We start from the raw sequence: 19,634 nt of genomic DNA on the forward strand, positions 1-19,634 counted from the left end.
TACTTGACATCACTTTTTATAAAGTTTCATATAGTTGTATTGGTCGAGAAATGTCGAGTTAAAAACAGAAATTGATATAATAATATTTACAACTACATTAAAATGATGCTATTCTTTCATTAAAAAATCATTGATAAAAAACATTCTGACTGTTTTTATAAACAAAATTGAGGTTGTAGCATTTAGTTATTACACTTAAATATTATCCTCTATGCATTTTTCTACTAAATACTCTGTAATTCTTGAGCTATTAAATAATTATAATCCTGACCTCTATGCTGCTTCTAGAAATTACATTGATGGAAGCGTCTCCTATTTATCTCCATATATTTCAAGAGGCGTCATATCTACAAAAAAGGTATACCAACTTCTTTTAAGTAAGGGGTATGAATTCGGAAAAATAGAGAAATTTGTTCAAGAATTGGCTTGGAGAGATTATTGGCAGCAATTGTGGGTTCATAAAGAAGAATTAATAGATGATGATTTAAAAAGAACTCAACCCAATGTTGCACACTATCAACTCCCAATATCAATATTAGAAAAGTCTACAGGTATAGATGCTTTAGATCACGGAATTGATGAATTGGAGAAAACTGGATATATGCATAATCATATGAGAATGTATATAAGTATGTTGATTTGCAATATTGGTCAGGCTCACTGGAAACAACCTGCACAATGGATGTATTATCACCTACTTGATGGAGATTGGGCATCAAACGCTTTGTCATGGCAATGGGTATGTGGAGCAAACTCAAACAAAAAGTATTTTGCCAATCAGGAAAATATTAATAAGTACACCCATACCCAACAAAAAGGAAGTTATTTAGATGTCTCATATAATGAGATTGAATATCAAAAAGTGCCCAAAGAGTTGAAGGCTACCCTAAATTTGGAATTGAAAACCGATTTACCTGAAGCCACTTCTATAGTTATTGATAAAAAGTCTCCTACTTTCATTTATAATTCCTATCAATTAGATCCTGAGTGGCATAGCTCAGAGAAAGGAAATAGAATTTTATTATTAGAGCCTTCTCATTTTGAGAAATTTCCAATATCTAAAAGAGTCCTTGATTTTATCATCGATTTATCGAAAAATATTGAAGGAATACAACTATTCATTGGAGAGTTTGATGAGCTAAAAGCAGCACTTGGCTGTGCTGAAATCTACTTTAAAGAACATCCGGCATTCAAGCATTATAAAGGCAACAGAGAATCTCGAGATTGGATTTCTAATATCTCTGGAGACTATCACTCCTTCTTTAAATTCTGGAAATTGGTCAAAAAAGATTTAAAAAAAGACCTAGAAACTATATTATAATTAAAACACATGCATTTAACAAAATATCTTATTAAAGAGATGAACCGGGTGAAACGCCTTAATCTAATTAATAGTATTACAGGCATTAAGCCCGCTAACCTTATAGGGAGCTCGTCTGTAAAGTATGGTGATAACCTCGCTATATTTAGCTCGGTAGTGCATTTGGGGAGTGACCCTGCATTACTGGGCTTTATTAGTAGACCATCTCAAGATGTACCCAGACATACATTAAGGAATATCTACGAAAACAATGTATATACTATAAATCATGTCAATACGAATCAGATCATGAGGGCTCATTATACTTCTGCCAAGATGTATGATCAAGATTCTGAATTTGAAAAATGTCATTTTACGCCTGAATATATTGATGGTTTTAACGCTCCATTTGTAAAAGAAGCCAAAGTAAAAATCGGTTTAGAATTAAAAGAAAGCATTCCTATAAAATCTAATAATACAGTAATGATCGTTGGAGAAATACAACATATTTTCATCCCTGAAGAAGCCATCACAGAACAAGGTTATTTACGTTTAGATAAAATTGATGCTACTGGAATTTCTGGATTGAATTCGTATTATTCGTTTAACTACCTCAATAGTTTCCCTTATGCTAGAAAAAAAGACCTCGAAACTTTAAACCTAAAACTAAGTGATGAAAAAGCAACATCTACCTCATAAGACCTGCCCTGTATGCAAAAGAGAATTTTCTTGGCGTAAGAAATGGAAGAAAGTATGGGAAGAGGTAAAATATTGTTCTGAAAGGTGCAGAAGAAATAAAACCTCAATTCCTATTTAAGTACTTGATTTTAAACAAAATGATTCACTCCAAATTCATTAGAATTTATTGTACATATGCATCTATTTATTGAACGTTTCTAAAGAGTTGAGAAAACTTTTTTATGAAAGGTGTTTTATAGTATATATTTGCATTCACTCATCATAATAATCATTTCATATTTATGTCAACAAGAACTTGTCCTAGATGTAAAGGTAGAATACCTGATGCCGAATTTGTTTCTCACTTAGTTAGATGTGACGGGAGTGGCGGATCGGTTGTGACTTCTGAAGTAGAAGAATCTGTAGCAAGAGAAAAGAAGAATAAGGAGACTAAAAAAAGAGCTACTGCAGCTAGAAAAAAAGCGGCACCTAAAAAAGTAGTTACTGCAGACATGGAGAAGCTAATGCAGAAATTTAAAATGACTGCAGAAGATGCGGAAATGTTCTTACAACAGAATCCTAACTACTTCGATAAATAAAAATACGATAAAGAACACCTACTTCTTTTAGAAAAAAATTACAGTATGAGCCTGAATCTTTCAAAATTCAGGCTCTTTTTTTAAATAAATAGAAAATTATTTGCTCATTTTTTACAAGTCTTTTATTTTGGGATTTGTATTTACCATATTGAAACTGACTATTTTATACAATCTGTTTCCCTTTTATTTTTTACATAATTAACTACTCACTTTTTATGAAGGTTTATTGTATTCAACTTTTTCACTTTGCTTTCATCTTTTTTAGTGTTTCTCTTTTTGGGCAAAATTTAGATAAAGAAACTATTTCTGTAAAATATATTCATTTACCAGAAAATCCGTTGCCCTCTAACTTAACTTCCTATTCCAGAAAAATCACCTTACCTAAATCGTTTTATGATGGCAGTAAAAAAGATAGTGTGGAAAAAAGGCTTCTCGAAGCAACTACAATAGAAGGTTATTCTATTGTAGATCATTCTGATGATTTTTCAATAGAAATCGAAACAAATAATTTTAAAACCCTCGGTTTTGAAGAAAAAACGATAGAAAAGGTTAAAGTATTTGATGGACAAAGAATTATATTCACTCATTTTTCTTATGAATTAATTTATAAAATGCCTGTTTTTTTCCAAGTAAAAGTAAATGGGAAAAATATACACAGTGGATACCTGAATAATTCTAATAACTATGTTCGTGTTGATACTCCTGCTTTAAGATCAGAAGAGGAAAGAGAGTTTTGGAAAAATCATTTAAGTAAAGATTTTATTAATGAGTTAAGAGCTAAAGAGTTTGAAAAACATTGCCAAGAAATTCATTCTTTCCTAACGAATAACTATGCTTACACGGAAAAACAGATCCAAATTCCTGTTTTGAAATTAGAATCAACTGCTAAAAGAGACTATACAGCATACAATTCTATCTGTGATGACATGATCAAAGCTTTTCATTTAATTGAAGCACATAAAGGACATGCTGGTAGCGAGTATAATAAAGAAGCAGAACAGGTGATCAGTAGGTTTAGATCAATTATCAAAGAAGTTGATTTTAAGGATAAAAAAGCACTTTACAATAAAAAAACCAGTGCTTATATCGTTGCAAATATTGGCATGCTTTCAATATGGTTAAACGACTTTAAAGTATCTCTTGAGTGCATGAAATATGCTCAAGCAAATGCTGGAAAGGAAATTGACTCCGAAAAGTACAAGCAACTTATATTAAGTAGGTCTACCAAATTAAAGAAATTAAAAGCATCAGTAATTCAATAATTATCAGTTATTTATTGATGTAAGTCTGTCTTATTACATATTAATAGGACAGACTTATTTTTATAATTTCAGATTAGTATTTCTTTTTACTCTGTGATTGGTATTTTATAACTCTGTTTAATCTCGCCCATTACAAATGTGCTATGTGCACTCCCAATATTTTCAATTTCCCCCAATCGATTTAAAACAAAATCTTGATAAGCCTTCATGTCTTTGACCATCACTTTTAGAAGAAAATCATAGTCTCCTGAAATATTGTAACATTCAACCACTTCTTCTAGAGCAGTAATGTCTTTTACAAATTTATGACCTATAGTTTTAGAATGTTCCTTTAAAGTCACATTACAAAATACGATTAAGTCCCTATCTAACTTTTCTCTATTTAAAACTGCTACATATTTTTTAATTACTCCTTCCCTTTCCATTTTTTTGATTCGCTCATAAACTGGAGTGTTGGAAAGGTGAATTCGTCTGGCTATTTCTTTTGTCGTAATACTTCCGTCTTCTTGAAGCAGTTTGAGTATTTTTTTATCTGTTTGATCCATTTTAGCTGAAGAAAAAATTTCTAATACACTGACTTATTTATTCGTTATTCAGAATTATTTTCCAGTAAGAATAAGATATAAAGTTTTATCATCCAATGTTTTTGATTTATACCAAAACAAAAATCATCAAAACTAATTTTGTGTAGAAATTTTAACTACACACACTATGAAAACTAGAAACTTTGGATTCCCACGTATTGGGGCAAAAAGAGAACTTAAAAAGGCCTTAGAACAATTTTGGGCAAAAGAAATTGATGCTGCACAACTCATTGAAGTTGGTAAAGACATCAGAAAGAAAAACTGGGAAGCACAATCTATTCTAGATGATATTCCTTCTAACGATTTCTCGTTTTATGATCAGATACTGGATTTGATTTATACATTCGACTGTCTCCCTAAACGATTTAGACAACTTCAGCAAAAGGAAAACCTCAATGATTTAGAATTGTATTTCGCTTTAGCTAGAGGTTTTCAAAATGAAACTTCAGATGTTAAAGCTATGGAAATGACTAAGTGGTTCGATACCAATTACCACTTTATTGTTCCAGAATTCTATAAAAACACTCAATTTAGCATCAGCAAACCCATCAAAATTGTGGAGGAATATAATGAAGCTAAAGTCAGCGGATTTGAAACTCTTCCAACAATTATTGGTCCTGTCACTTTTCTTTGGTTAGGAAAGGAAATTGATAAAGGATTCCACCGATTAGATCTATTAGACGATTTACTGGCTTCCTACTCTGTAATCCTGGATCAATTACTTGAGCATGGTGCTTCGAAAATTCAATTTGATGAACCCTGCTTGGCATTGGATGAAAACCCTCTGATTCAAGAGTGCATTAAAAAAGTATACCAACGTTTTGGAAAAGAATTTCCTCAATTAGATATCACTTTAGGGAATTATTTCGATTGCTATGGGGGAAACTTAACTACTGTTCTTCAACTCCCTATTCATACCTTACACTTAGATTTAGTTCGTTGTGGTGAACAAATAAACGATATCTTAAATCACGAACTCTTTAATGAAAACCTTCATCTTTCATTAGGCATTATTGATGGGCGTAACGTTTGGAAAAATGATTTCCGAAAGTCATTAGAAGTAATAAAAAAAGTAGAGGCATCCATAGGTTCTGACCGAATCGTACTCTCTCCTTCTTGTTCTCTATTACACAGTCCTATTGATTTAAATTTAGAGGATGAACAATCAAAAATTTACCCCGAAGTAAAACCTTGGTTGAGTTTTGCTCAGCAAAAAATTGAGGAATTAGAACAGCTTAAAGCACTTGTTGCTGAAAAAGAACCTTATCAACATCCTCTTTATGTCAGTAATCAAATTGATATTCAATCAAGAATTACTTCCGAATTAGTCAATAACCTAAAAGTGCAAGAAAGAGTAAAAAATCTTTCAGCTAAAGAATCTCAAAGAGCAAGTGATTTTAAATCAAGAAAAGTTCAACAAGCAGTGGCTTTGCAATTGCCTTTACTTCCTACTACAAGTATCGGGTCCCTACCTCAAACAAAAGAGGTTAGAAAGAATAGAAGCTTATTTAAAAGAGGAAAAATCACTCATGAACAATACTCAGACTTCATAAAGAATGAAATTAAAGACGCTATTCGTTTTCAAGAATCTATAGATGTAGACGTTTTAGTCCATGGAGAATTTGAAAGGAATGATATGGTTGAATTCTTTGGAGAACAATTGGATGGATTCACATTTACAAGTCATGGTTGGGTACAAAGCTTTGGTTCGAGGTATGTTAAACCTCCTATTATTTATGGTGATGTACATAGATCTGAAGCCATGACGGTAAAAGAAAGTGCCTATGCACAAAGTTTAACTGAACGCCCTGTAAAGGGAATGTTGACAGGACCTGTTACTATTTTACAATGGTCTTTTGTTAGAGACGATCAACCTCGACATAAAACCTGTAAACAAATAAGTTTGGCAATAAGAGACGAGGTAATTGATTTAGAGAAAGCGGGGTTAAAGGTCATTCAGATTGATGAACCTGCATTTAGAGAAGGTCTTCCTTTAAGAAAAGGAGATTGGCAAAGTTATTTAGATTGGGCCGTTGACTCTTTTAAAATATCAAGTAGTGGGGTGAAAGATGGAACACAAATCCATACTCATATGTGTTATTCGAAATTTAATGATATCATTAAATCAATTGCTGCAATGGATGCAGATGTGATTACGATTGAATGTTCACGATCTCAGCTTCATTTATTGAATGCATTTTCAAACTTCAAATATCCCAATGAGATTGGACCGGGAATATACGATATCCACTCACCCAATGTTCCTTCTATTTATGATATGCTTGATTTTATCAATAAAGCAAAAATTAAAATTCCGTTAGAACAACTATGGGTAAATCCTGACTGTGGATTAAAAACAAGAGGTTGGACAGAAACCAAAGCATCTTTAGAAGCAATGGTGAATGCCACTAAAAAAGCTAGAGAATTATTTACTGAGAAAGTGTCTTAATTATATTATTAGAGGTTCGACAATATAGGTTGAACCTCTTTCTTATAGTATCAAATACTTAAATCATTAGAAGTTATCAATTAATAGTACAATAAAATAGCAGACACAAGAACTTAACATTAAGTACACCTTAAAATAATATCATTTTACCAACAAAACATATAATTATTCTTTTTTGTACTTGGACGTTAAAAGTTCATCATCAATATTCGTCAACGGAAAATATTCTAACTATATTTTTTGAAAAAACTTCAATCAACTAATGATGTAATCAAAATAGTGCTATAAACTAAATTTCAGATCAAAGTAAACAAGCGACTATTATAATTACTGAAACAAAACTATTGAAACATGATACATTGACTAAATATCATGGAATTGATAATCAAGAACGGTGTATTTAACTTTTTTCAAAAAAACAGTATTACTCAATTTAATGTTAGACTAATAATTAATATGAAACTTTTTAAACTATTCATTTTAGTTTTATATAGGGGGCAAAACAAAATGTACATAATACAGGGGGGCGAAATCCTCCAAAAAATACCCAAAAAACAGCCATTACAATACCGTGAGGGCAATTTATTGCAAGTACCAGGGGGAAACACCTAAACAAAACGAATTGTGTAAATACTTGCTTTTTCTTTCTTTACCCTTTTTTCTTCCAGAAGAAAACGAAAATATTCTTAAATAAACTTACTGATACGCTCAAAATGTGGCTTAATATACCCGTTTTGGGCGTTTTTAATTTGCTTTTAATCCAGTTGAAATAGGGATTAATTACGTATTTAATAGATCGTTATTAGGTGTTGAAAGTGTAAAAAAACGGGGTTGGGTTGTCAGTTGGGGTGTCAGTTGGGGTGTCAGAATATGTGTAAAAACAATAAAAAAAGGGGTGGATAATGACATAAAATAGGTTGAAAAACGACTAAAAGAGTAAACTCATAGGGGGGTAATGCACTTTTAAAAACATAAAAAACCGCTATTACATATACAATAAGGCGGTTTTTGAGTGTTTTTTAACATTTAGGGTGCGTGAAAAAGGTGTACAAAATGACAATTCATTGACCATTTATTTGTAGATAAGAACATGTCAAGAATATGATTATCCTTGACGTATACATTATTCTACTCTAATGAAACCTAAAATAATAGATAAGCTTAAGATATCATTCTTAGGAACTTCAAAAGGAGGGTAATCTTTATTGTCGCTTACAAAATTTACTGAACTTTTAGATTCGCTAGATGGTAAAAGTCTTTTTACCATAGTACCAAGATCTCTAACGTAGACTACATATATTTCACCCCATTGTATGATATTGGTGTTATTTATTTTTTTACAAGCTATAATATCTCCACTATTATATTTAGGGTACATGCTATTTCCTTTAATTCTAATCATGAAATCAACTCCCTTAAAGTCTGGGACATTATAATAGTCATAAATATCATTTTGAGTTATAGATACATCCATTTCTCCAAAACCTGCAATTGCATTTATTGGTATTAAAGGAATCCCATTATTTAGTTCATTATTGGGTTGTAATTGTTTCACACCTGTGTTTAACATTTCTCCTTCACCAGTAAATAACCATTTGACATTTAAAAAAGGATATGTTCGTAGTATTTTCTCAACCTTATCTGACCCTATTGATCCTTTATTTTTAAATAATTTGTTAAAATAACTATTAGAAGCGCCTACAGAGTTAGAAAATTGATTAATTGTAAAACCTTGACTATCAATAAAGTGTTTGATTCTTTCTGAAATGTTCGTATTATTTTCTATCATTGTATTGTTATGTTCGTATTATTTTCTATATATTTGTATTGTCAAACAAAAAATGATTGTTCGATACAAAAACAAATGTATGTATTATTAAACCAACACCATAAGTATGAGCAAAAAAATTAATGTACCGACAAGTTTTGTTAAGCAAGTCGCAGAAGAATTGAAGACCAGTCAAGCCACAGTAAGGTATGCTGTAAGATATGCTTACAACACCACTCTTCATCAAAAAATCAGATCTCGTTTGAAAGATCTTTTAGAGAAAGAGGCAAAGGCAATCATCATCGATACGGGGTTAGAAGAAAGAAATTTTGCTTAAACATGTCTTTCGATTTTTTCAACAACAAACTATGTGTTGAAAGCACATGGCTTTATGGGGAAGCAGATATAATAAGTCAACAGAATTATAAGAATCTAAAAAGAAGAGATCAGATTGTGATGGCTAAAGGAGGAGGTAATGGAAGAAAGGCTTACGTCTATTACGAAACACTCCCCCAACGCTTCAGAGACAAGATCGAGGAAAAGTTTGGAGACCCACATAAGATCTACAGACGAAACAGCTTCTTTAATTTCCTTGAGATTGATAACACTGCCAAGAAGTTTTTCGACGATTACACTTTTGATAGTGATAACGGAAAACGAAAAGCATTACCCGAAGCCAAACGCATAGAATACACAGCAAATGCCTCAGTGCTAAATGCTATTAAGGAGTACAGCAACTTCATGATGGCGAAACGTCAGGCACTGGGAGGACGAAAAGGTAAACTTTGGGAAAAGATTTCGGATGTTGTTGCCGATCTACCAAGACATACCTGGGCACATAACTTACCCAAGAACACCAGACGATTACGCGAGCGTTTGGACAAGTATATCAAAGGAGGTTATGAGGTACTGATTCACCGCAACTTCTGTAATAACAGCAGTAGCATATTAACAGAAGATGCAAGAATGTGGCTTTTTGCCAAGTGGTCGAATCAGGTTAAGAGAGTGACAAGTGTTCCACATCTTTGGGAGTTGTACAACGAGAAAGCCGAAGAGGAAGGATGGAAAACACTAAAAGACGAAAGAGCCATTCGCTCGTATTTGTATCAACCCGAAGTAGAGGCACTATGGATCACATCAAGAAGGGGTTCATTAGCTGCTAAAGCAAAGTTCGATTTCCAACACTCTACAAAGATGGCCTCAAAGAGAGATATGCTTTGGTATGCCGATGGTACCAAGTTAAACTATTACTATTTGGATGCTGACGGAAACATGAAAACCATGTTTGTGTACGAGGTGATGGATGCTTACAGCGAAGTACTACTAGGTTACTCATTTGCAAAAACCGAAAACTACGAGATGCAATACGGTGCTTTTAAAATGGCGGCTCAAATCTCTGGAAGAAGACCTTATGAATTAAAGTTTGATGGACAAGGCGGTCATAAGAAGCTACAGGCAGGCAACCTTTTAACCAAAATTGCAAGGTTGTCTATTAAAACAAAGCCTTATAACGGTGCATCAAAAACCATTGAGAGTGCATTTGGTAGATTCCAACAACGCTATTTAAAACAGGATTGGTTCTTTACAGGGCAAAACATTACGGCTACTTCCGAAGAAAGTAAGAAGAATGAGGAGTTTATCCTTGCCAACAAAGCCAATCTTCCTACGGAGGAAGAAGTAAAGGAGATCTACAAACAGCGTAGAGAGGAATGGAACAATGCTCCCCATCATGTTACGGGAATTCCAAGAGCACAAATGTATCGTGAAAGCGAAAACGAGAAAGCAGTGGAGTTGAGTATTTGGGATATGGTCGATTTGTTCTGGATAGAAAGACCAAACCCAGTGACAATGACCAATCAGGGAATCATTCTCACAGAGAAAGGAGAGAAAAGACAATATGCAGTCATGAATGGCAATGTACCAAACATTAAGTGGCTGGATAACAACATGGGACGTAAGTTCTATATCAAATACGATCCTGAAAACCCTGAATACATTAAGCTCTACACTAAAGATGCTTTGGGATTGGAGTTTAAAGCAGATGCAGAACTCAAGCCGATAACACACAGAGCAGTCCAAGATCAGGAAGCATGGGAGTCTGAATATTATAAGAAAGTACAGAGCCTAGTCGATCAAAACAGATTAGATCGTTTCAATAAAGCCGAAGAAATATTGGCAGAGTTTGGAATGAGAGCGGAAGATCAAGGATTGAACACACCAAAAGTAAAAGGTGTAAAGAACCCAGAGGCAAAAACTAAAAAAGTCTCTAAAAGAAAAGTAAAGGAAACTAGCATTGGAGAAGCATTTAAGGAAGTATCGAATATGGATACTATCCCGCTTGTAAACAAAAACACCGAAAAACAAAAAGACGATGATAATGACGATTCGTCGTTTAAGTTCTTCGATGTTCTGTAAAATCCTTTGTGAGTAGAATTTTAAAATAATATTACGATGACAAAGATACAAAAAGAACAGATCATTCAAAAACTAAGAGCTTTCATTAATCACGTTGGAAGCCCAGAGAAAGCCGCTAACATCATTGGTGTTAGTAATGTGAAACTAAGAGATCTTGTGGCTGGCAAGATTGGTAAAACCTCAGACGAGATATTTTTAAAGGTGGCCGACGGTGTCGGTTGGTCACCGAAAGTTTGGGAAGGGGTCATGACAAGAGACTTTCAAGACATCACAGGTAAAGTACAATTCGCCCAGGAGAACAACGCTGTGATTGCCATTACTGGAGAAGCAGGAACAGGTAAAAGTTATGCGTTATCAGACTACAGTGCCACACATAGCAACGCTTACCTGCTTAGATGCTCGGAGTTTTGGAACAGAAAGTTTTTCCTAAGTGAATTATTAAGGGTAATGGGGCGTGACTTCTCAGGCTTAACCGTTGCAGAGATGGTAAACGAGGTGGTAGTTACCCTCAAGAAAAAAGAAAATCCTGTACTACTCCTAGACGAAGCAGATAAATTAAGTGATCAGGTGTTGTATTTCTTCATTACGATTTACAACGAGTTGGAAGATAAAGTAGGATTCGTGCTTTGTGCAACCGATCACCTTTCAAAGCGAATTAAAAGAGGATTGAAACTCAATAAAAAAGGATACAAGGAAATCTACTCAAGATGTAACCGAAAGTTTGTGGAGTTGAAAGGAGTATCCGAAGCAGATATTATCATGATCTGCAAAGCCAATGGTATTGCAGAGAAAAGAGTCATTAAAAAAATTATAGACGACAGCGACTTAGACTTACGCAGAGTAAAGCAAATGGTTAGAGCCTATTTGCATGATGCTGCTTGATAGTCGCACTTAAAGAACTTAAAAATGAGTGAACTAAAGAAGCAAAGAAGAACTCGCAGAAACAGAGCTATTACAGTAGACCAACTAAGCAAAAAGAGATTTACCACTTTCAACTTTACTGGGTCATGGAAAGATGCATTCGGAATGCCAGAACAATCGGGCGTGTGGATAATATGGGGAAACTCAGGCAACGGGAAAACAAGATTCTGTTTGCAACTAGCCAAATACATGGCAAGCTTTTGCAAGGTCGCTTACAACACATTAGAGGAGGGAGCAAGACGCTCCTTCCAAAAAGGTATCGAAGAAACTCGAATGGTAGATGTGAAGCGTAGGTTCCTGATCCTAGATAGAGAACCAATAGAAGAACTAAAGGAGAGACTCAAAGGCAGACAAAGTCCAAAGGTAATTATTATCGACTCCCTCCAATACACAGGAATGGACAAACAGGAATACAAAGACCTGAAAGAGGAATTCCCCAACAAAATGTTTGTATTTATCTCCCATGCAGAAGGAAAGAATCCCGCAGGACGTACCGCCAATTTTGCCCGTTACGATGCCGATGTAAAAATAAGAGTGGAAGGTTACAGAGCTTTCCCAGTGTCAAGGTACGGAGGTGGCGAACCATTTACCATTTGGGAAGAAGGGGCAAGCAAGTATTGGATTGATAAAGAGTAAAGCCATGAATAAGAATCTTAGAAGCATCAGTTATGTATTACGCTATGGTTATAAAGGTTGGGTAATAGATTATGAAGATATCGGCCTTAGTCATAGAAGAATCTATAAAGGCACCAAAGAGGGGTGTCCCGATCAAAGAGGATTTTCTTGGAATGCCTTGAAATCAAAAATAAATCATTTTGAAAATGAGTTAAATCAAGTTTAAAGCAATGGAAAAGACATTAACAACATACAAGGGTTGGAAGATCAGTTGTAAAGAAAAAGTATTCACTGCTAGTAAGGAATTTCTAGGAGAATTAAAATCCACATCGTGGAGTTCAATAAGGTTAAGGATTGATCTATTGGAATCCACACACAAAGTTGCAAGAAATCAAGTTTTTCATTTATAAATTTTTAATCACAATGGCAGTAAGAAGCATTGAAAAAACCGCACAGGAGTTTCAAAACCTTGACAGAGAAATCAAGGCATTACAAGCAAAGCAAAAGCCGTTAAAGGCGAAATTGATAGACTACGCAAAGTCTAACACCGACAAGATGGACGAAGCTTTCCAAATCAAGTTTAAATGTGGCACCTACATCGCACAAAGAACGAAAGATTGTCTTGATGCCAAAGAGGAGGCAAAGATAAAACTGATTGAGCAAACAGATGGGAAGTTCCTAGATGTAAAGCTCGACGAACCAAAAGTGGTTGCAGAATCGGGTAAAGATAATCGCATCAAAAAGTTATTGGCCAAGCTCGGTATTAGTATTGGTCAGAAGGTTACGCTTGCTGTGTACGCTGGATAGTTTCAATGGGTGGGGTTTCGGCCTCACCTAATCTTAAAAATTTATAATCATGACTCACCAACAAAGAAAGATGTTTTTTGCCTACCTCAAGGAGTTAGGTATAACAGACCAGAGAAAGGATTTAGTACATCAGTACACCGAAGGGAGAACCGATAGTACCAAAGAGATGACCCAAGATGAGGTGTATTTAATGCTTCAGGATCTACTTATCCAAATTCACCCTCCAAAAGCCAAAGATCAAAAGCAATATGTAAACAAGATGCGTTCAAAGGTAGTTGCCATTGCTGTAAAAATTGGAATGCTGAAACTGGAGAAGAACTACGAGGATACAGACTGGGGATTCTTTAATAATTGGATGCTTCAATATGGCTACCTGCATAAGCCATTAATGAAATACAAAATGAACGAGTTACCAAAGCTTGTAAGTCAGTTAGAGGTAATGGAAAAGAACATTGGTAAGGCAAAGTTTAGCGATTACTTGGAGGGTGTTCTAGCAGAACAAAACATTAGCGTTGAAACATGATGAAATACAGATTAACAAAGAAAGATTTTACAGGTGGTTTTACAGTAACCTACGATGAAGACAATGAGAGTTTAATCGAACTGAAAAACACCTTCAAATACAAAGGACAAAAGCCTGATCACTCCCAAATGATGTCTTTTTTACAACTCGTTCCCTTCTCTCAAAGAGACCTCTGGAAAATAGAAAAGGATTTCAATATCAAAAAAATGGAGGTCAATAAAAAGACAGAAAACAAAGAGTTGTATCACCGCTTTTGTCAGTTGTATAATCAAATGGTTTACAAACATACGGGCATGCCTGCCGACTGGACTACCGCTCCACAAGCTTACGGCACGGGAATTCATAAAATCATTCAATACCTTCTCCATTCTTCCAAAGAGAAACTAGGCCACAGAGCAACACTTTCCGAAATAGATACACAAGCACTTCAAGCGTGGGAGTATATTCTAAATCATTGGGAAGTAATACAGCGAGAGGATGAGTTCCTGACACGTCAGATCAAGCCCATGCAAATTGCCAGTAATCTAAGCAGCATCATAATGATATTAAGAAATGAAGCAAGAAAGAGCACTCCAAACCAAGGCATCTCAAGCCAATCAAAACTTGACGATCTCTACGGCTAATTCCAAAGCCATGCAATTGATCTTGGATGACAAGCTTAAAATGGACTTGCTCGAATATCAATATGACCTCACGGTAGATAAAGCATTAAAAGGGACTTCGTTAGTAGCTTTAAAAAAGCAAGACAAAAGGGAGCTGATGAAAGCAGTACACATCACTTTACAAATGCTTCTAGCCACCTTCAGGATTAAGAATAAACCCGAAACAGATTTCGAGATAATGCAAATCGTGATGATGATCACAGATAAATATTATTATCTCCGTTTGGACGAGCTTCTCTATTGCTTTAGGCGAGTATCCGAGGGAGCATACGGCAAAGTGTACGGGGCTATAGATAATCAGACCATTTGTGGGTGGATAGATAAGTACGATGTGGAGGAAAGGACACCACATGTTACGCATAGAGTCATATCCGATCATGGAAAAAGGAAAAAGGAAAAAGATTTAAGCGAAGCATCACCAGAGCATATGCACAAGCTTTATAAAAAGATGCAACAGCAACCACAATTACCGAAACCAAAGAAGGAAGACGATGCGGAATACAAAGCATTTAAAGCAAGATATATCGTAGACAAAATTAACCAACTCAAAAAATGAATATTAAAACACTCAGAGTATTACTAATTAACCAATTGGTAGATGCATGGAGAGAGCAAACACCTCCACAAGACTATCTAAAAATGAGAAAAGAAATGGTAAATCATGCTGATACTCTTCTGGAGGGATTCAATGAAAATGGATTCCTTGAATTTGGAGGGGTCAAGTATCAAAAACAAAACGAATCATGAAGGCAAGAATAAACATCTTATTACTAAGAGCTGTCATCTATATTTTAGAAGCTCAAATTAAAACCATCAATTCAGAATTGGATAACTACATTTATGAGGCTGTCTACCAATTAGAATGTGTGGTATTTAGAATTGAATTAAACTTAGAGAATAAAAAACTATGAATTACAAATCGGTTTTCATTAGTGCATATGTGATGATAGGTTTAGTAATAGCTATCATCTTAATTATAAAGCACTGGAACGAAGCTAAAGAGAAGCGGTGGTCTTACCTACTTACAGTAGTTCCAATAGTTTTTATCATAATGTGGCCATCTATGGTGGTCACTTACATGATGTCGTCAAGAAAAGTAAAAAAGTTATGAAGTATACGTACAATTATATATCTGAAATTAAAACGGGTTTTTCGTTATTGTTAGCAAAGCTTCGTTTTTGTCTTGATGTTTTTAAAGGTGATCATTTAATTTTAATTAACTGTGAGTTCAAAAAAGATAATGATGGAACAGATCGAGGTGTATACACTTTCTCAAGACTTAATGTTGGCTATAAAAATTCATTAATTCTTGCATATGGAGGTATTGCAGATGTATTGAGAAAAATTTACGGACATAGTACAATGTCAAAAGCAGATATTTACTTCGAGTATGGTCTAATACTTTATGAGTTAGATCATGAGAAAGATCACTTTGAAAAAGTAAAACTTGAAAAAAAATTAAAGGGGTTAGATTTATTTTTCTAAGCTCTAATGTTGGCAAAAAAAAGTAAATAAGTTATGATTTCATTAAAGGAACAACCAGTTACTACAGAATTTAAACTTAAGTGGATTGTAGGGGCAGAAACAGATAATTCAATAACATCAAAAATGATTTTATCTATTAACGAAGAAGTGGTAGCAGAAGAAGTTTTACCATTCCATTTACATAAAAAAAGCATACTCTATCCAATTATAGAGTATGCTCAGAGATTTGATTACTTTATATCAAGAAGTAAATTTAATAGCAACTCCTGTAGTAGTTGCTATCTGAGAGCAAATTGCACAAATTCTTTCAAAAAGTTTTGGATCGACTTTTTTTACAGACTCAAGCTCCGCTTTAAGTTTTTCAAGTTGAAGTTCCAATGTTTCTACATTAAGCGTAAGCTGTTGTTTTTGAAGAGACGAAATTCTATTCTCGCTTTCATAAGCTCCTTGTTCTAGGAAAGTAAAAAAAGGAGATTCTAAACTGACTAATGCATTAAATTTAGAAAGACCTGAATAGGATATAAAACCTCTTGATTCAAATTCTTTAAAGAAACCTTCAATTATCTCAGGAGAAACACCGTGCTTTATAGCAAAATCATTATTCAGATCGAATCGTAATTCGGTTAGACCTGTTTTAAAAATCTCCAATAAGATTTCATCTTTAATATTACTATACATTTTAATTTAGTTTTATAACCACCTTTTTCTCAGGAAGGTGGTTTGTTTTTGTATAGTGTAAACTTACTAAAAAGAGTTCTCAATATAGGGTTAAATATTTTACATTAATTGTCATTTTTTTTATCTTTGTTAAATAAATAACCAAATCATCCACCTCTTACTCACCCGTTTATGTCAGTACCGATGCGAATCAATACAATCAGAAAGGCAAGAATAATTCAGGCAATAGTATCTGAGTGGTATGAACCACATCGGCAAGACAGAAATAAAAAGTGGGTTTGGATGAATAAAGTGTTGCCAATGGTTCCAATCAGTTATGATAGGTATTTAAGGTTATTGAAAATAGATACAGAAATTTGTTGAAGTAAAGAAGAATTGTTATTTAAGATTGTACTTATAGGTTGGTTCTCATAGAGCTAACCTATTTTTTATGTATTGATGTCGATATTATTAATAGGTCTAGGGGTAAATTGTGTTTGAGCAGTCCTATCAAAATAGGCGGTTTCATAGGTAATTGTAAAAGAGCGTATGCCGTCTGGCCTTTTTAATTTTACTGCTGATATCCTTTGTAATGGTTGGAACTCATCAGTATAATAACCATGTAACTTACTATTGATAAGTTCAACAAGAGTCATAAAATTATCATGATCAGAGGGTCTATCCATTTGTGAGGGAGGTCTATTCCCTTGCAATCGGATGTCTGCAATAGTTACCTGTACTGTTCCTTCTCCAATTTGCACTCCTTGCCCTGCTTGAGAAAAATTAAATTGATCCATATCAACTAATGCACATGGGAATTTTACCGCAGGATTGTCAATGTCTAATTGCCCCCAATCTTCCCCTGAATATCGTAATTCGGGGATCTCACTCAATTTGTTTTGAATACTGTTTAAAATCTGTTTCATATTACTTTAAAATTTTATTTAAATCTTTTTTTATCATCAACTTAACTTTGGCGTTTAGTTTATTAGACTTACCTATGAACTGTCTTTTAGGTAGGTTTACAGAAGCCTTTCCAAATACTTTTATTTTCCCTCCTTCATTATGTACTTTAGCATAAGGAATATTGGTATAAATCTTAACAAACCCTTCTCCTGAACGATATCGAATACTGTTCATTAAAGCAGATGTGTTACCTACTAATGTTTTACGTCTTGTTGCTGCAGGGGAAAAGTTGGTAATGGCATTGGGTTTTCGTGCTTCATAAGCTTTTTTTGATTTCCATCTTTTAGGGTGATTATCTGGAGGTGTAGATTTAGCCCTATAATCAAACCCGTACCAGACACTTTTAGGGTTGGTTCTTTTGGCAGGTTTCCATTTTTGCAAATAACTATCTGTAAAGCCACTATCCTGAAAGCTTTTTTTATAATGCTTCTTTGCTTCAATACCCATTATTCTTGGAGCATCTCTATTTAAATAGGTTTGAATTTCCTTTGAATGTCGTTTTAAATCGAGTTCAAGTTTGAAAATGTGTTTTGCCATAGAACTATATTAAGGAGTTTTCGTATATTTGTATTAGACCTTGGGGAAACTCATCGTCCCACCCTTGCGGGAAGGGAAAATCCCGCATCTTTTTTAAAACAGTTGAATCAAATCATCATACGATTTGATTTTTTTTGTTTCTACTACAATCATTTCTTTCTTTCCAAGAATATAGACTAACTTCAAATGAGGATAATTTTTGATTTGTCCGTATAAAGCCGAAGCTATACCCGTTTTATTTTTTTGAATTTCTTCATTAATATTAATTACAAGAGAAACTTTATTAAAAATATTCTTTGATAATTGACCTTTCTTAGAATTAAGCTTTTTGCGGATATTATTAAGAATCGTGTTTCTTACTGTCGCATCCTTTTTTCTTTCAAAACGATCACCTGTAATTCCATTAATCACAAATTCAGGATTTTTAATATCATCGGTATTTGTGTGAGGTTTGATTAAAATCTCTACATCATATTTATCTACAATTCTTTTAGCATCGGTCATATTTTCGGTAATGTCTGAAGTATGAGCACAATAATGTATTTTAATGTTACCTTTTTTGCCTTTATATTGTATGCCTTTAGGGTATGGAAGATCAGGAATAAATGTCTGAAAAGTTTTCTCTACTCCATTTTTAATAGCTTCATTACTAATGGCAATCATAGGATGTTTATCTGTGATGATTTGACCCGTTTTTGCAGGATTATTACGAATAGACTTAGGAGGTAATTTAATTTTATCAGCAACCTCTTTTGCACCATCATCATTTCGTTCTTGACTAACTGAACATTTACAATTCCATGCAGAAGGAGGAAGCCATGTATCCCAAAAAGGATCATCAATATGTTTTATTACTCCATAAAGCTTTTTGTGTTCACTTCTTTGTTCTGCTGCAACGCTTGGGTTATATCTTAAGAAAGGATATAAATCTTTGTCCTCTTGTAAACTTTGCCATTCTTCTGCCGATTGGCACGAACGAACAGTATGATTATATTCTGTTCTTAACCAATTGGTGTTATAAAGCTTATCCATAGTTGGTGCATCTTCAATGTCAGATAGTAATAAAACAGCCGTTAGCTCACGCATTTTGTAGGCAGAAAAACGGGCAATATTCTTTCTAAAGTTTTGCACCATTTCAAAACCATTATCATCATAAATGATGTCCGAAAAGATTTTATCAATACCACTTTGCAAATAGTTATTGGTGTAATGGAAAAGTTCTGGGTGAATAAGCATTTGTTCTTTTTGAATATCATTCCACACTTTTTCAATAGCCTTGTTTCCCATTCCCAATTTAGGAGCGTTATCACTGGCAAGTTCAATAACACCATGAACAGGGCAACCATTGTTCAAGCTATCGTAGTAAAGTTTCATTTTTTCTCGATATGCCCCCATCATAGAGGGGC

At 34.1% G+C, this 19,634-nt stretch carries 25 protein-coding genes; 18 read left to right on the forward strand and 7 right to left on the reverse strand.

What is annotated here, in order from left to right:
• The first annotated feature begins 211 nt into the window (after positions 1-211).
• The 5 genes from MY04_RS11080 to MY04_RS11100 all read left to right on the forward strand — a co-directional run bounded on the left by MY04_RS11080 (position 212) and on the right by MY04_RS11100 (position 3,839).
• A complete protein-coding gene (locus MY04_RS11080) occupies positions 212-1,321 on the forward strand; it encodes an FAD-binding domain-containing protein (RefSeq protein ID WP_066209670.1) in 1,110 nt (369 codons plus the stop codon).
• A 9-nt stretch (positions 1,322-1,330) separates the two neighbouring features.
• The gene (locus tag MY04_RS11085) at positions 1,331-1,999 is read left to right on the forward strand and encodes a flavin reductase family protein (RefSeq protein ID WP_066209672.1); all 669 of its coding nucleotides are present in this window, start codon (positions 1,331-1,333) and stop codon (positions 1,997-1,999) included.
• A complete protein-coding gene (locus MY04_RS11090) occupies positions 1,974-2,117 on the forward strand; it encodes a DUF2256 domain-containing protein (RefSeq protein WP_084005844.1) in 144 nt (47 codons plus the stop codon). Before MY04_RS11085 ends, MY04_RS11090 begins: the two co-directional genes overlap by 26 nt.
• Positions 2,118-2,280: 163 nt before the next feature.
• Positions 2,281-2,577 (forward strand): hypothetical protein, encoded by a 297-nt coding sequence (locus MY04_RS11095; RefSeq protein ID WP_066209674.1) that lies wholly within the window; start codon positions 2,281-2,283, stop codon positions 2,575-2,577.
• A 215-nt stretch (positions 2,578-2,792) separates the two neighbouring features.
• Entirely contained in the window at positions 2,793-3,839 is a 1,047-nt protein-coding gene (locus tag MY04_RS11100; protein ID WP_066209676.1) for a hypothetical protein, read from the forward strand.
• 86 nt (positions 3,840-3,925) lie between these two features.
• On the opposite strand, the gene MY04_RS11105 is transcribed toward MY04_RS11100, so the two are convergent.
• Positions 3,926-4,384 carry an Lrp/AsnC family transcriptional regulator gene (locus MY04_RS11105; protein WP_066209678.1) on the reverse strand — a complete coding sequence of 153 codons (459 nt, stop codon included), beginning with the start codon at positions 4,382-4,384 and terminating at the stop codon, positions 3,926-3,928.
• 166 nt (positions 4,385-4,550) lie between these two features.
• Here MY04_RS11105 and metE point away from each other — a divergent pair, with 166 nt between their 5' ends.
• A complete protein-coding gene (gene metE / locus MY04_RS11110) occupies positions 4,551-6,872 on the forward strand; it encodes a 5-methyltetrahydropteroyltriglutamate--homocysteine S-methyltransferase (protein ID WP_066209680.1) in 2,322 nt (773 codons plus the stop codon).
• Positions 6,873-7,995: 1,123 nt separating this feature from the next.
• Here metE and MY04_RS11115 read toward each other — a convergent pair.
• Positions 7,996-8,661 (reverse strand): XRE family transcriptional regulator, encoded by a 666-nt coding sequence (locus tag MY04_RS11115; RefSeq protein ID WP_066209684.1) that lies wholly within the window; start codon positions 8,659-8,661, stop codon positions 7,996-7,998.
• A 106-nt stretch (positions 8,662-8,767) separates the two neighbouring features.
• Between MY04_RS11115 and MY04_RS11120 the strand changes: the two genes are divergently transcribed.
• The 12 genes from MY04_RS11120 to MY04_RS11175 all read left to right on the forward strand — a co-directional run bounded on the left by MY04_RS11120 (position 8,768) and on the right by MY04_RS11175 (position 16,068).
• Positions 8,768-8,977, forward strand: a complete 210-nt coding sequence (locus MY04_RS11120) for a hypothetical protein (RefSeq protein WP_066209685.1) — start codon at positions 8,768-8,770, stop codon at positions 8,975-8,977.
• Positions 8,978-8,979: 2 nt separating this feature from the next.
• Entirely contained in the window at positions 8,980-11,055 is a 2,076-nt protein-coding gene (locus MY04_RS11125; protein WP_066209687.1) for a hypothetical protein, read from the forward strand.
• A gap of 36 nt (positions 11,056-11,091) precedes the next feature.
• A complete protein-coding gene (locus tag MY04_RS11130; protein WP_066209689.1) occupies positions 11,092-11,937 on the forward strand; it encodes an ATP-binding protein in 846 nt (281 codons plus the stop codon).
• Positions 11,938-11,961: 24 nt separating this feature from the next.
• Positions 11,962-12,612 carry a hypothetical protein gene (locus MY04_RS11135; RefSeq protein WP_066209691.1) on the forward strand — a complete coding sequence of 217 codons (651 nt, stop codon included), beginning with the start codon at positions 11,962-11,964 and terminating at the stop codon, positions 12,610-12,612.
• Positions 12,613-12,616: 4 nt separating this feature from the next.
• Positions 12,617-12,817 carry a hypothetical protein gene (locus tag MY04_RS11140; RefSeq protein ID WP_066209693.1) on the forward strand — a complete coding sequence of 67 codons (201 nt, stop codon included), beginning with the start codon at positions 12,617-12,619 and terminating at the stop codon, positions 12,815-12,817.
• Between the two features lie 197 nt (positions 12,818-13,014).
• Complete coding sequence (locus tag MY04_RS11145; RefSeq protein ID WP_066209697.1) at positions 13,015-13,398, forward strand: hypothetical protein; 384 nt, start codon at positions 13,015-13,017, stop codon at positions 13,396-13,398.
• 49 nt (positions 13,399-13,447) lie between these two features.
• Positions 13,448-13,921, forward strand: coding sequence for a hypothetical protein (locus tag MY04_RS11150; protein ID WP_066209699.1), 474 nt, complete (start codon positions 13,448-13,450; stop codon positions 13,919-13,921).
• Positions 13,918-14,544 carry a hypothetical protein gene (locus MY04_RS11155; RefSeq protein WP_066209701.1) on the forward strand — a complete coding sequence of 209 codons (627 nt, stop codon included), beginning with the start codon at positions 13,918-13,920 and terminating at the stop codon, positions 14,542-14,544. Before MY04_RS11150 ends, MY04_RS11155 begins: the two co-directional genes overlap by 4 nt.
• Positions 14,474-15,139 (forward strand): hypothetical protein, encoded by a 666-nt coding sequence (locus MY04_RS11160; protein WP_158297662.1) that lies wholly within the window; start codon positions 14,474-14,476, stop codon positions 15,137-15,139. Before MY04_RS11155 ends, MY04_RS11160 begins: the two co-directional genes overlap by 71 nt.
• Positions 15,136-15,330 carry a hypothetical protein gene (locus MY04_RS11165; RefSeq protein WP_066209703.1) on the forward strand — a complete coding sequence of 65 codons (195 nt, stop codon included), beginning with the start codon at positions 15,136-15,138 and terminating at the stop codon, positions 15,328-15,330. The genes MY04_RS11160 and MY04_RS11165 overlap by 4 nt, the downstream gene beginning before the upstream one ends.
• A complete protein-coding gene (locus MY04_RS11170) occupies positions 15,327-15,494 on the forward strand; it encodes a hypothetical protein (protein WP_158297663.1) in 168 nt (55 codons plus the stop codon). The genes MY04_RS11165 and MY04_RS11170 overlap by 4 nt, the downstream gene beginning before the upstream one ends.
• A gap of 97 nt (positions 15,495-15,591) precedes the next feature.
• Entirely contained in the window at positions 15,592-16,068 is a 477-nt protein-coding gene (locus tag MY04_RS11175) for a hypothetical protein (protein ID WP_158297664.1), read from the forward strand.
• Here MY04_RS11175 and MY04_RS11180 read toward each other — a convergent pair.
• The 5 genes from MY04_RS11180 to MY04_RS11200 form a co-directional block, all read right to left on the reverse strand.
• Positions 16,065-16,262: a hypothetical protein gene (locus MY04_RS11180; RefSeq protein ID WP_066209708.1), complete on the reverse strand. Its 198-nt coding sequence runs from the start codon at positions 16,260-16,262 to the stop codon at positions 16,065-16,067. The two genes, MY04_RS11175 and MY04_RS11180, sit on opposite strands and share 4 nt — an antisense overlap.
• A gap of 46 nt (positions 16,263-16,308) precedes the next feature.
• Positions 16,309-16,746, reverse strand: a complete 438-nt coding sequence (locus tag MY04_RS11185) for a hypothetical protein (protein ID WP_066209710.1) — start codon at positions 16,744-16,746, stop codon at positions 16,309-16,311.
• A 428-nt stretch (positions 16,747-17,174) separates the two neighbouring features.
• Positions 17,175-17,651, reverse strand: coding sequence for a hypothetical protein (locus MY04_RS11190; protein ID WP_066209714.1), 477 nt, complete (start codon positions 17,649-17,651; stop codon positions 17,175-17,177).
• 1 nt (position 17,652) lies between these two features.
• Complete coding sequence (locus tag MY04_RS11195) at positions 17,653-18,228, reverse strand: phage virion morphogenesis protein (protein WP_066209716.1); 576 nt, start codon at positions 18,226-18,228, stop codon at positions 17,653-17,655.
• A 93-nt stretch (positions 18,229-18,321) separates the two neighbouring features.
• Entirely contained in the window at positions 18,322-19,602 is a 1,281-nt protein-coding gene (locus MY04_RS11200) for a phage minor head protein (protein ID WP_066209717.1), read from the reverse strand.
• Positions 19,603-19,634: the final 32 nt, after the last annotated feature.

It is taken from the genome of Flammeovirga sp. MY04, assembly GCF_001682195.2.
GTDB lineage: Bacteria > Bacteroidota > Bacteroidia > Cytophagales > Flammeovirgaceae > Flammeovirga > Flammeovirga yaeyamensis.

Bases quoted from the DNA above. Each gene is read 5' to 3' on its own strand.
- MY04_RS11180 (WP_066209708.1), bottom strand. From the start codon at position 16,262: ATGCTTTTTTTATGTAAATGGAATGGTAAAACTTCTTCTGCTACCACT.
- MY04_RS11115 (WP_066209684.1), bottom strand. From the start codon at position 8,661: ATGATAGAAAATAATACGAACATTTCAGAAAGAATCAAACACTTTATT.
- metE (WP_066209680.1), top strand. From the start codon at position 4,551: ATGAAAACTAGAAACTTTGGATTCCCACGTATTGGGGCAAAAAGAGAA.
- MY04_RS11105 (WP_066209678.1), bottom strand. From the start codon at position 4,384: ATGGATCAAACAGATAAAAAAATACTCAAACTGCTTCAAGAAGACGGA.
- MY04_RS11125 (WP_066209687.1), top strand. From the start codon at position 8,980: ATGTCTTTCGATTTTTTCAACAACAAACTATGTGTTGAAAGCACATGG.
- MY04_RS11130 (WP_066209689.1), top strand. From the start codon at position 11,092: ATGACAAAGATACAAAAAGAACAGATCATTCAAAAACTAAGAGCTTTC.
- MY04_RS11135 (WP_066209691.1), top strand. From the start codon at position 11,962: ATGAGTGAACTAAAGAAGCAAAGAAGAACTCGCAGAAACAGAGCTATT.
- MY04_RS11195 (WP_066209716.1), bottom strand. From the start codon at position 18,228: ATGGCAAAACACATTTTCAAACTTGAACTCGATTTAAAACGACATTCA.
- MY04_RS11095 (WP_066209674.1), top strand. From the start codon at position 2,281: ATGTCAACAAGAACTTGTCCTAGATGTAAAGGTAGAATACCTGATGCC.
- MY04_RS11190 (WP_066209714.1), bottom strand. From the start codon at position 17,651: ATGAAACAGATTTTAAACAGTATTCAAAACAAATTGAGTGAGATCCCC.
- MY04_RS11145 (WP_066209697.1), top strand. From the start codon at position 13,015: ATGGCAGTAAGAAGCATTGAAAAAACCGCACAGGAGTTTCAAAACCTT.
- MY04_RS11200 (WP_066209717.1), bottom strand. From the start codon at position 19,602: ATGAAACTTTACTACGATAGCTTGAACAATGGTTGCCCTGTTCATGGT.
- MY04_RS11150 (WP_066209699.1), top strand. From the start codon at position 13,448: ATGACTCACCAACAAAGAAAGATGTTTTTTGCCTACCTCAAGGAGTTA.
- MY04_RS11170 (WP_158297663.1), top strand. From the start codon at position 15,327: ATGAAGGCAAGAATAAACATCTTATTACTAAGAGCTGTCATCTATATT.
- MY04_RS11120 (WP_066209685.1), top strand. From the start codon at position 8,768: ATGAGCAAAAAAATTAATGTACCGACAAGTTTTGTTAAGCAAGTCGCA.
- MY04_RS11185 (WP_066209710.1), bottom strand. From the start codon at position 16,746: ATGTATAGTAATATTAAAGATGAAATCTTATTGGAGATTTTTAAAACA.
- MY04_RS11080 (WP_066209670.1), top strand. From the start codon at position 212: ATGCATTTTTCTACTAAATACTCTGTAATTCTTGAGCTATTAAATAAT.
- MY04_RS11085 (WP_066209672.1), top strand. From the start codon at position 1,331: ATGCATTTAACAAAATATCTTATTAAAGAGATGAACCGGGTGAAACGC.
- MY04_RS11090 (WP_084005844.1), top strand. From the start codon at position 1,974: ATGAAAAAGCAACATCTACCTCATAAGACCTGCCCTGTATGCAAAAGA.
- MY04_RS11155 (WP_066209701.1), top strand. From the start codon at position 13,918: ATGATGAAATACAGATTAACAAAGAAAGATTTTACAGGTGGTTTTACA.
- MY04_RS11165 (WP_066209703.1), top strand. From the start codon at position 15,136: ATGAATATTAAAACACTCAGAGTATTACTAATTAACCAATTGGTAGAT.
- MY04_RS11100 (WP_066209676.1), top strand. From the start codon at position 2,793: ATGAAGGTTTATTGTATTCAACTTTTTCACTTTGCTTTCATCTTTTTT.
- MY04_RS11160 (WP_158297662.1), top strand. From the start codon at position 14,474: ATGAAGCAAGAAAGAGCACTCCAAACCAAGGCATCTCAAGCCAATCAA.
- MY04_RS11140 (WP_066209693.1), top strand. From the start codon at position 12,617: ATGAATAAGAATCTTAGAAGCATCAGTTATGTATTACGCTATGGTTAT.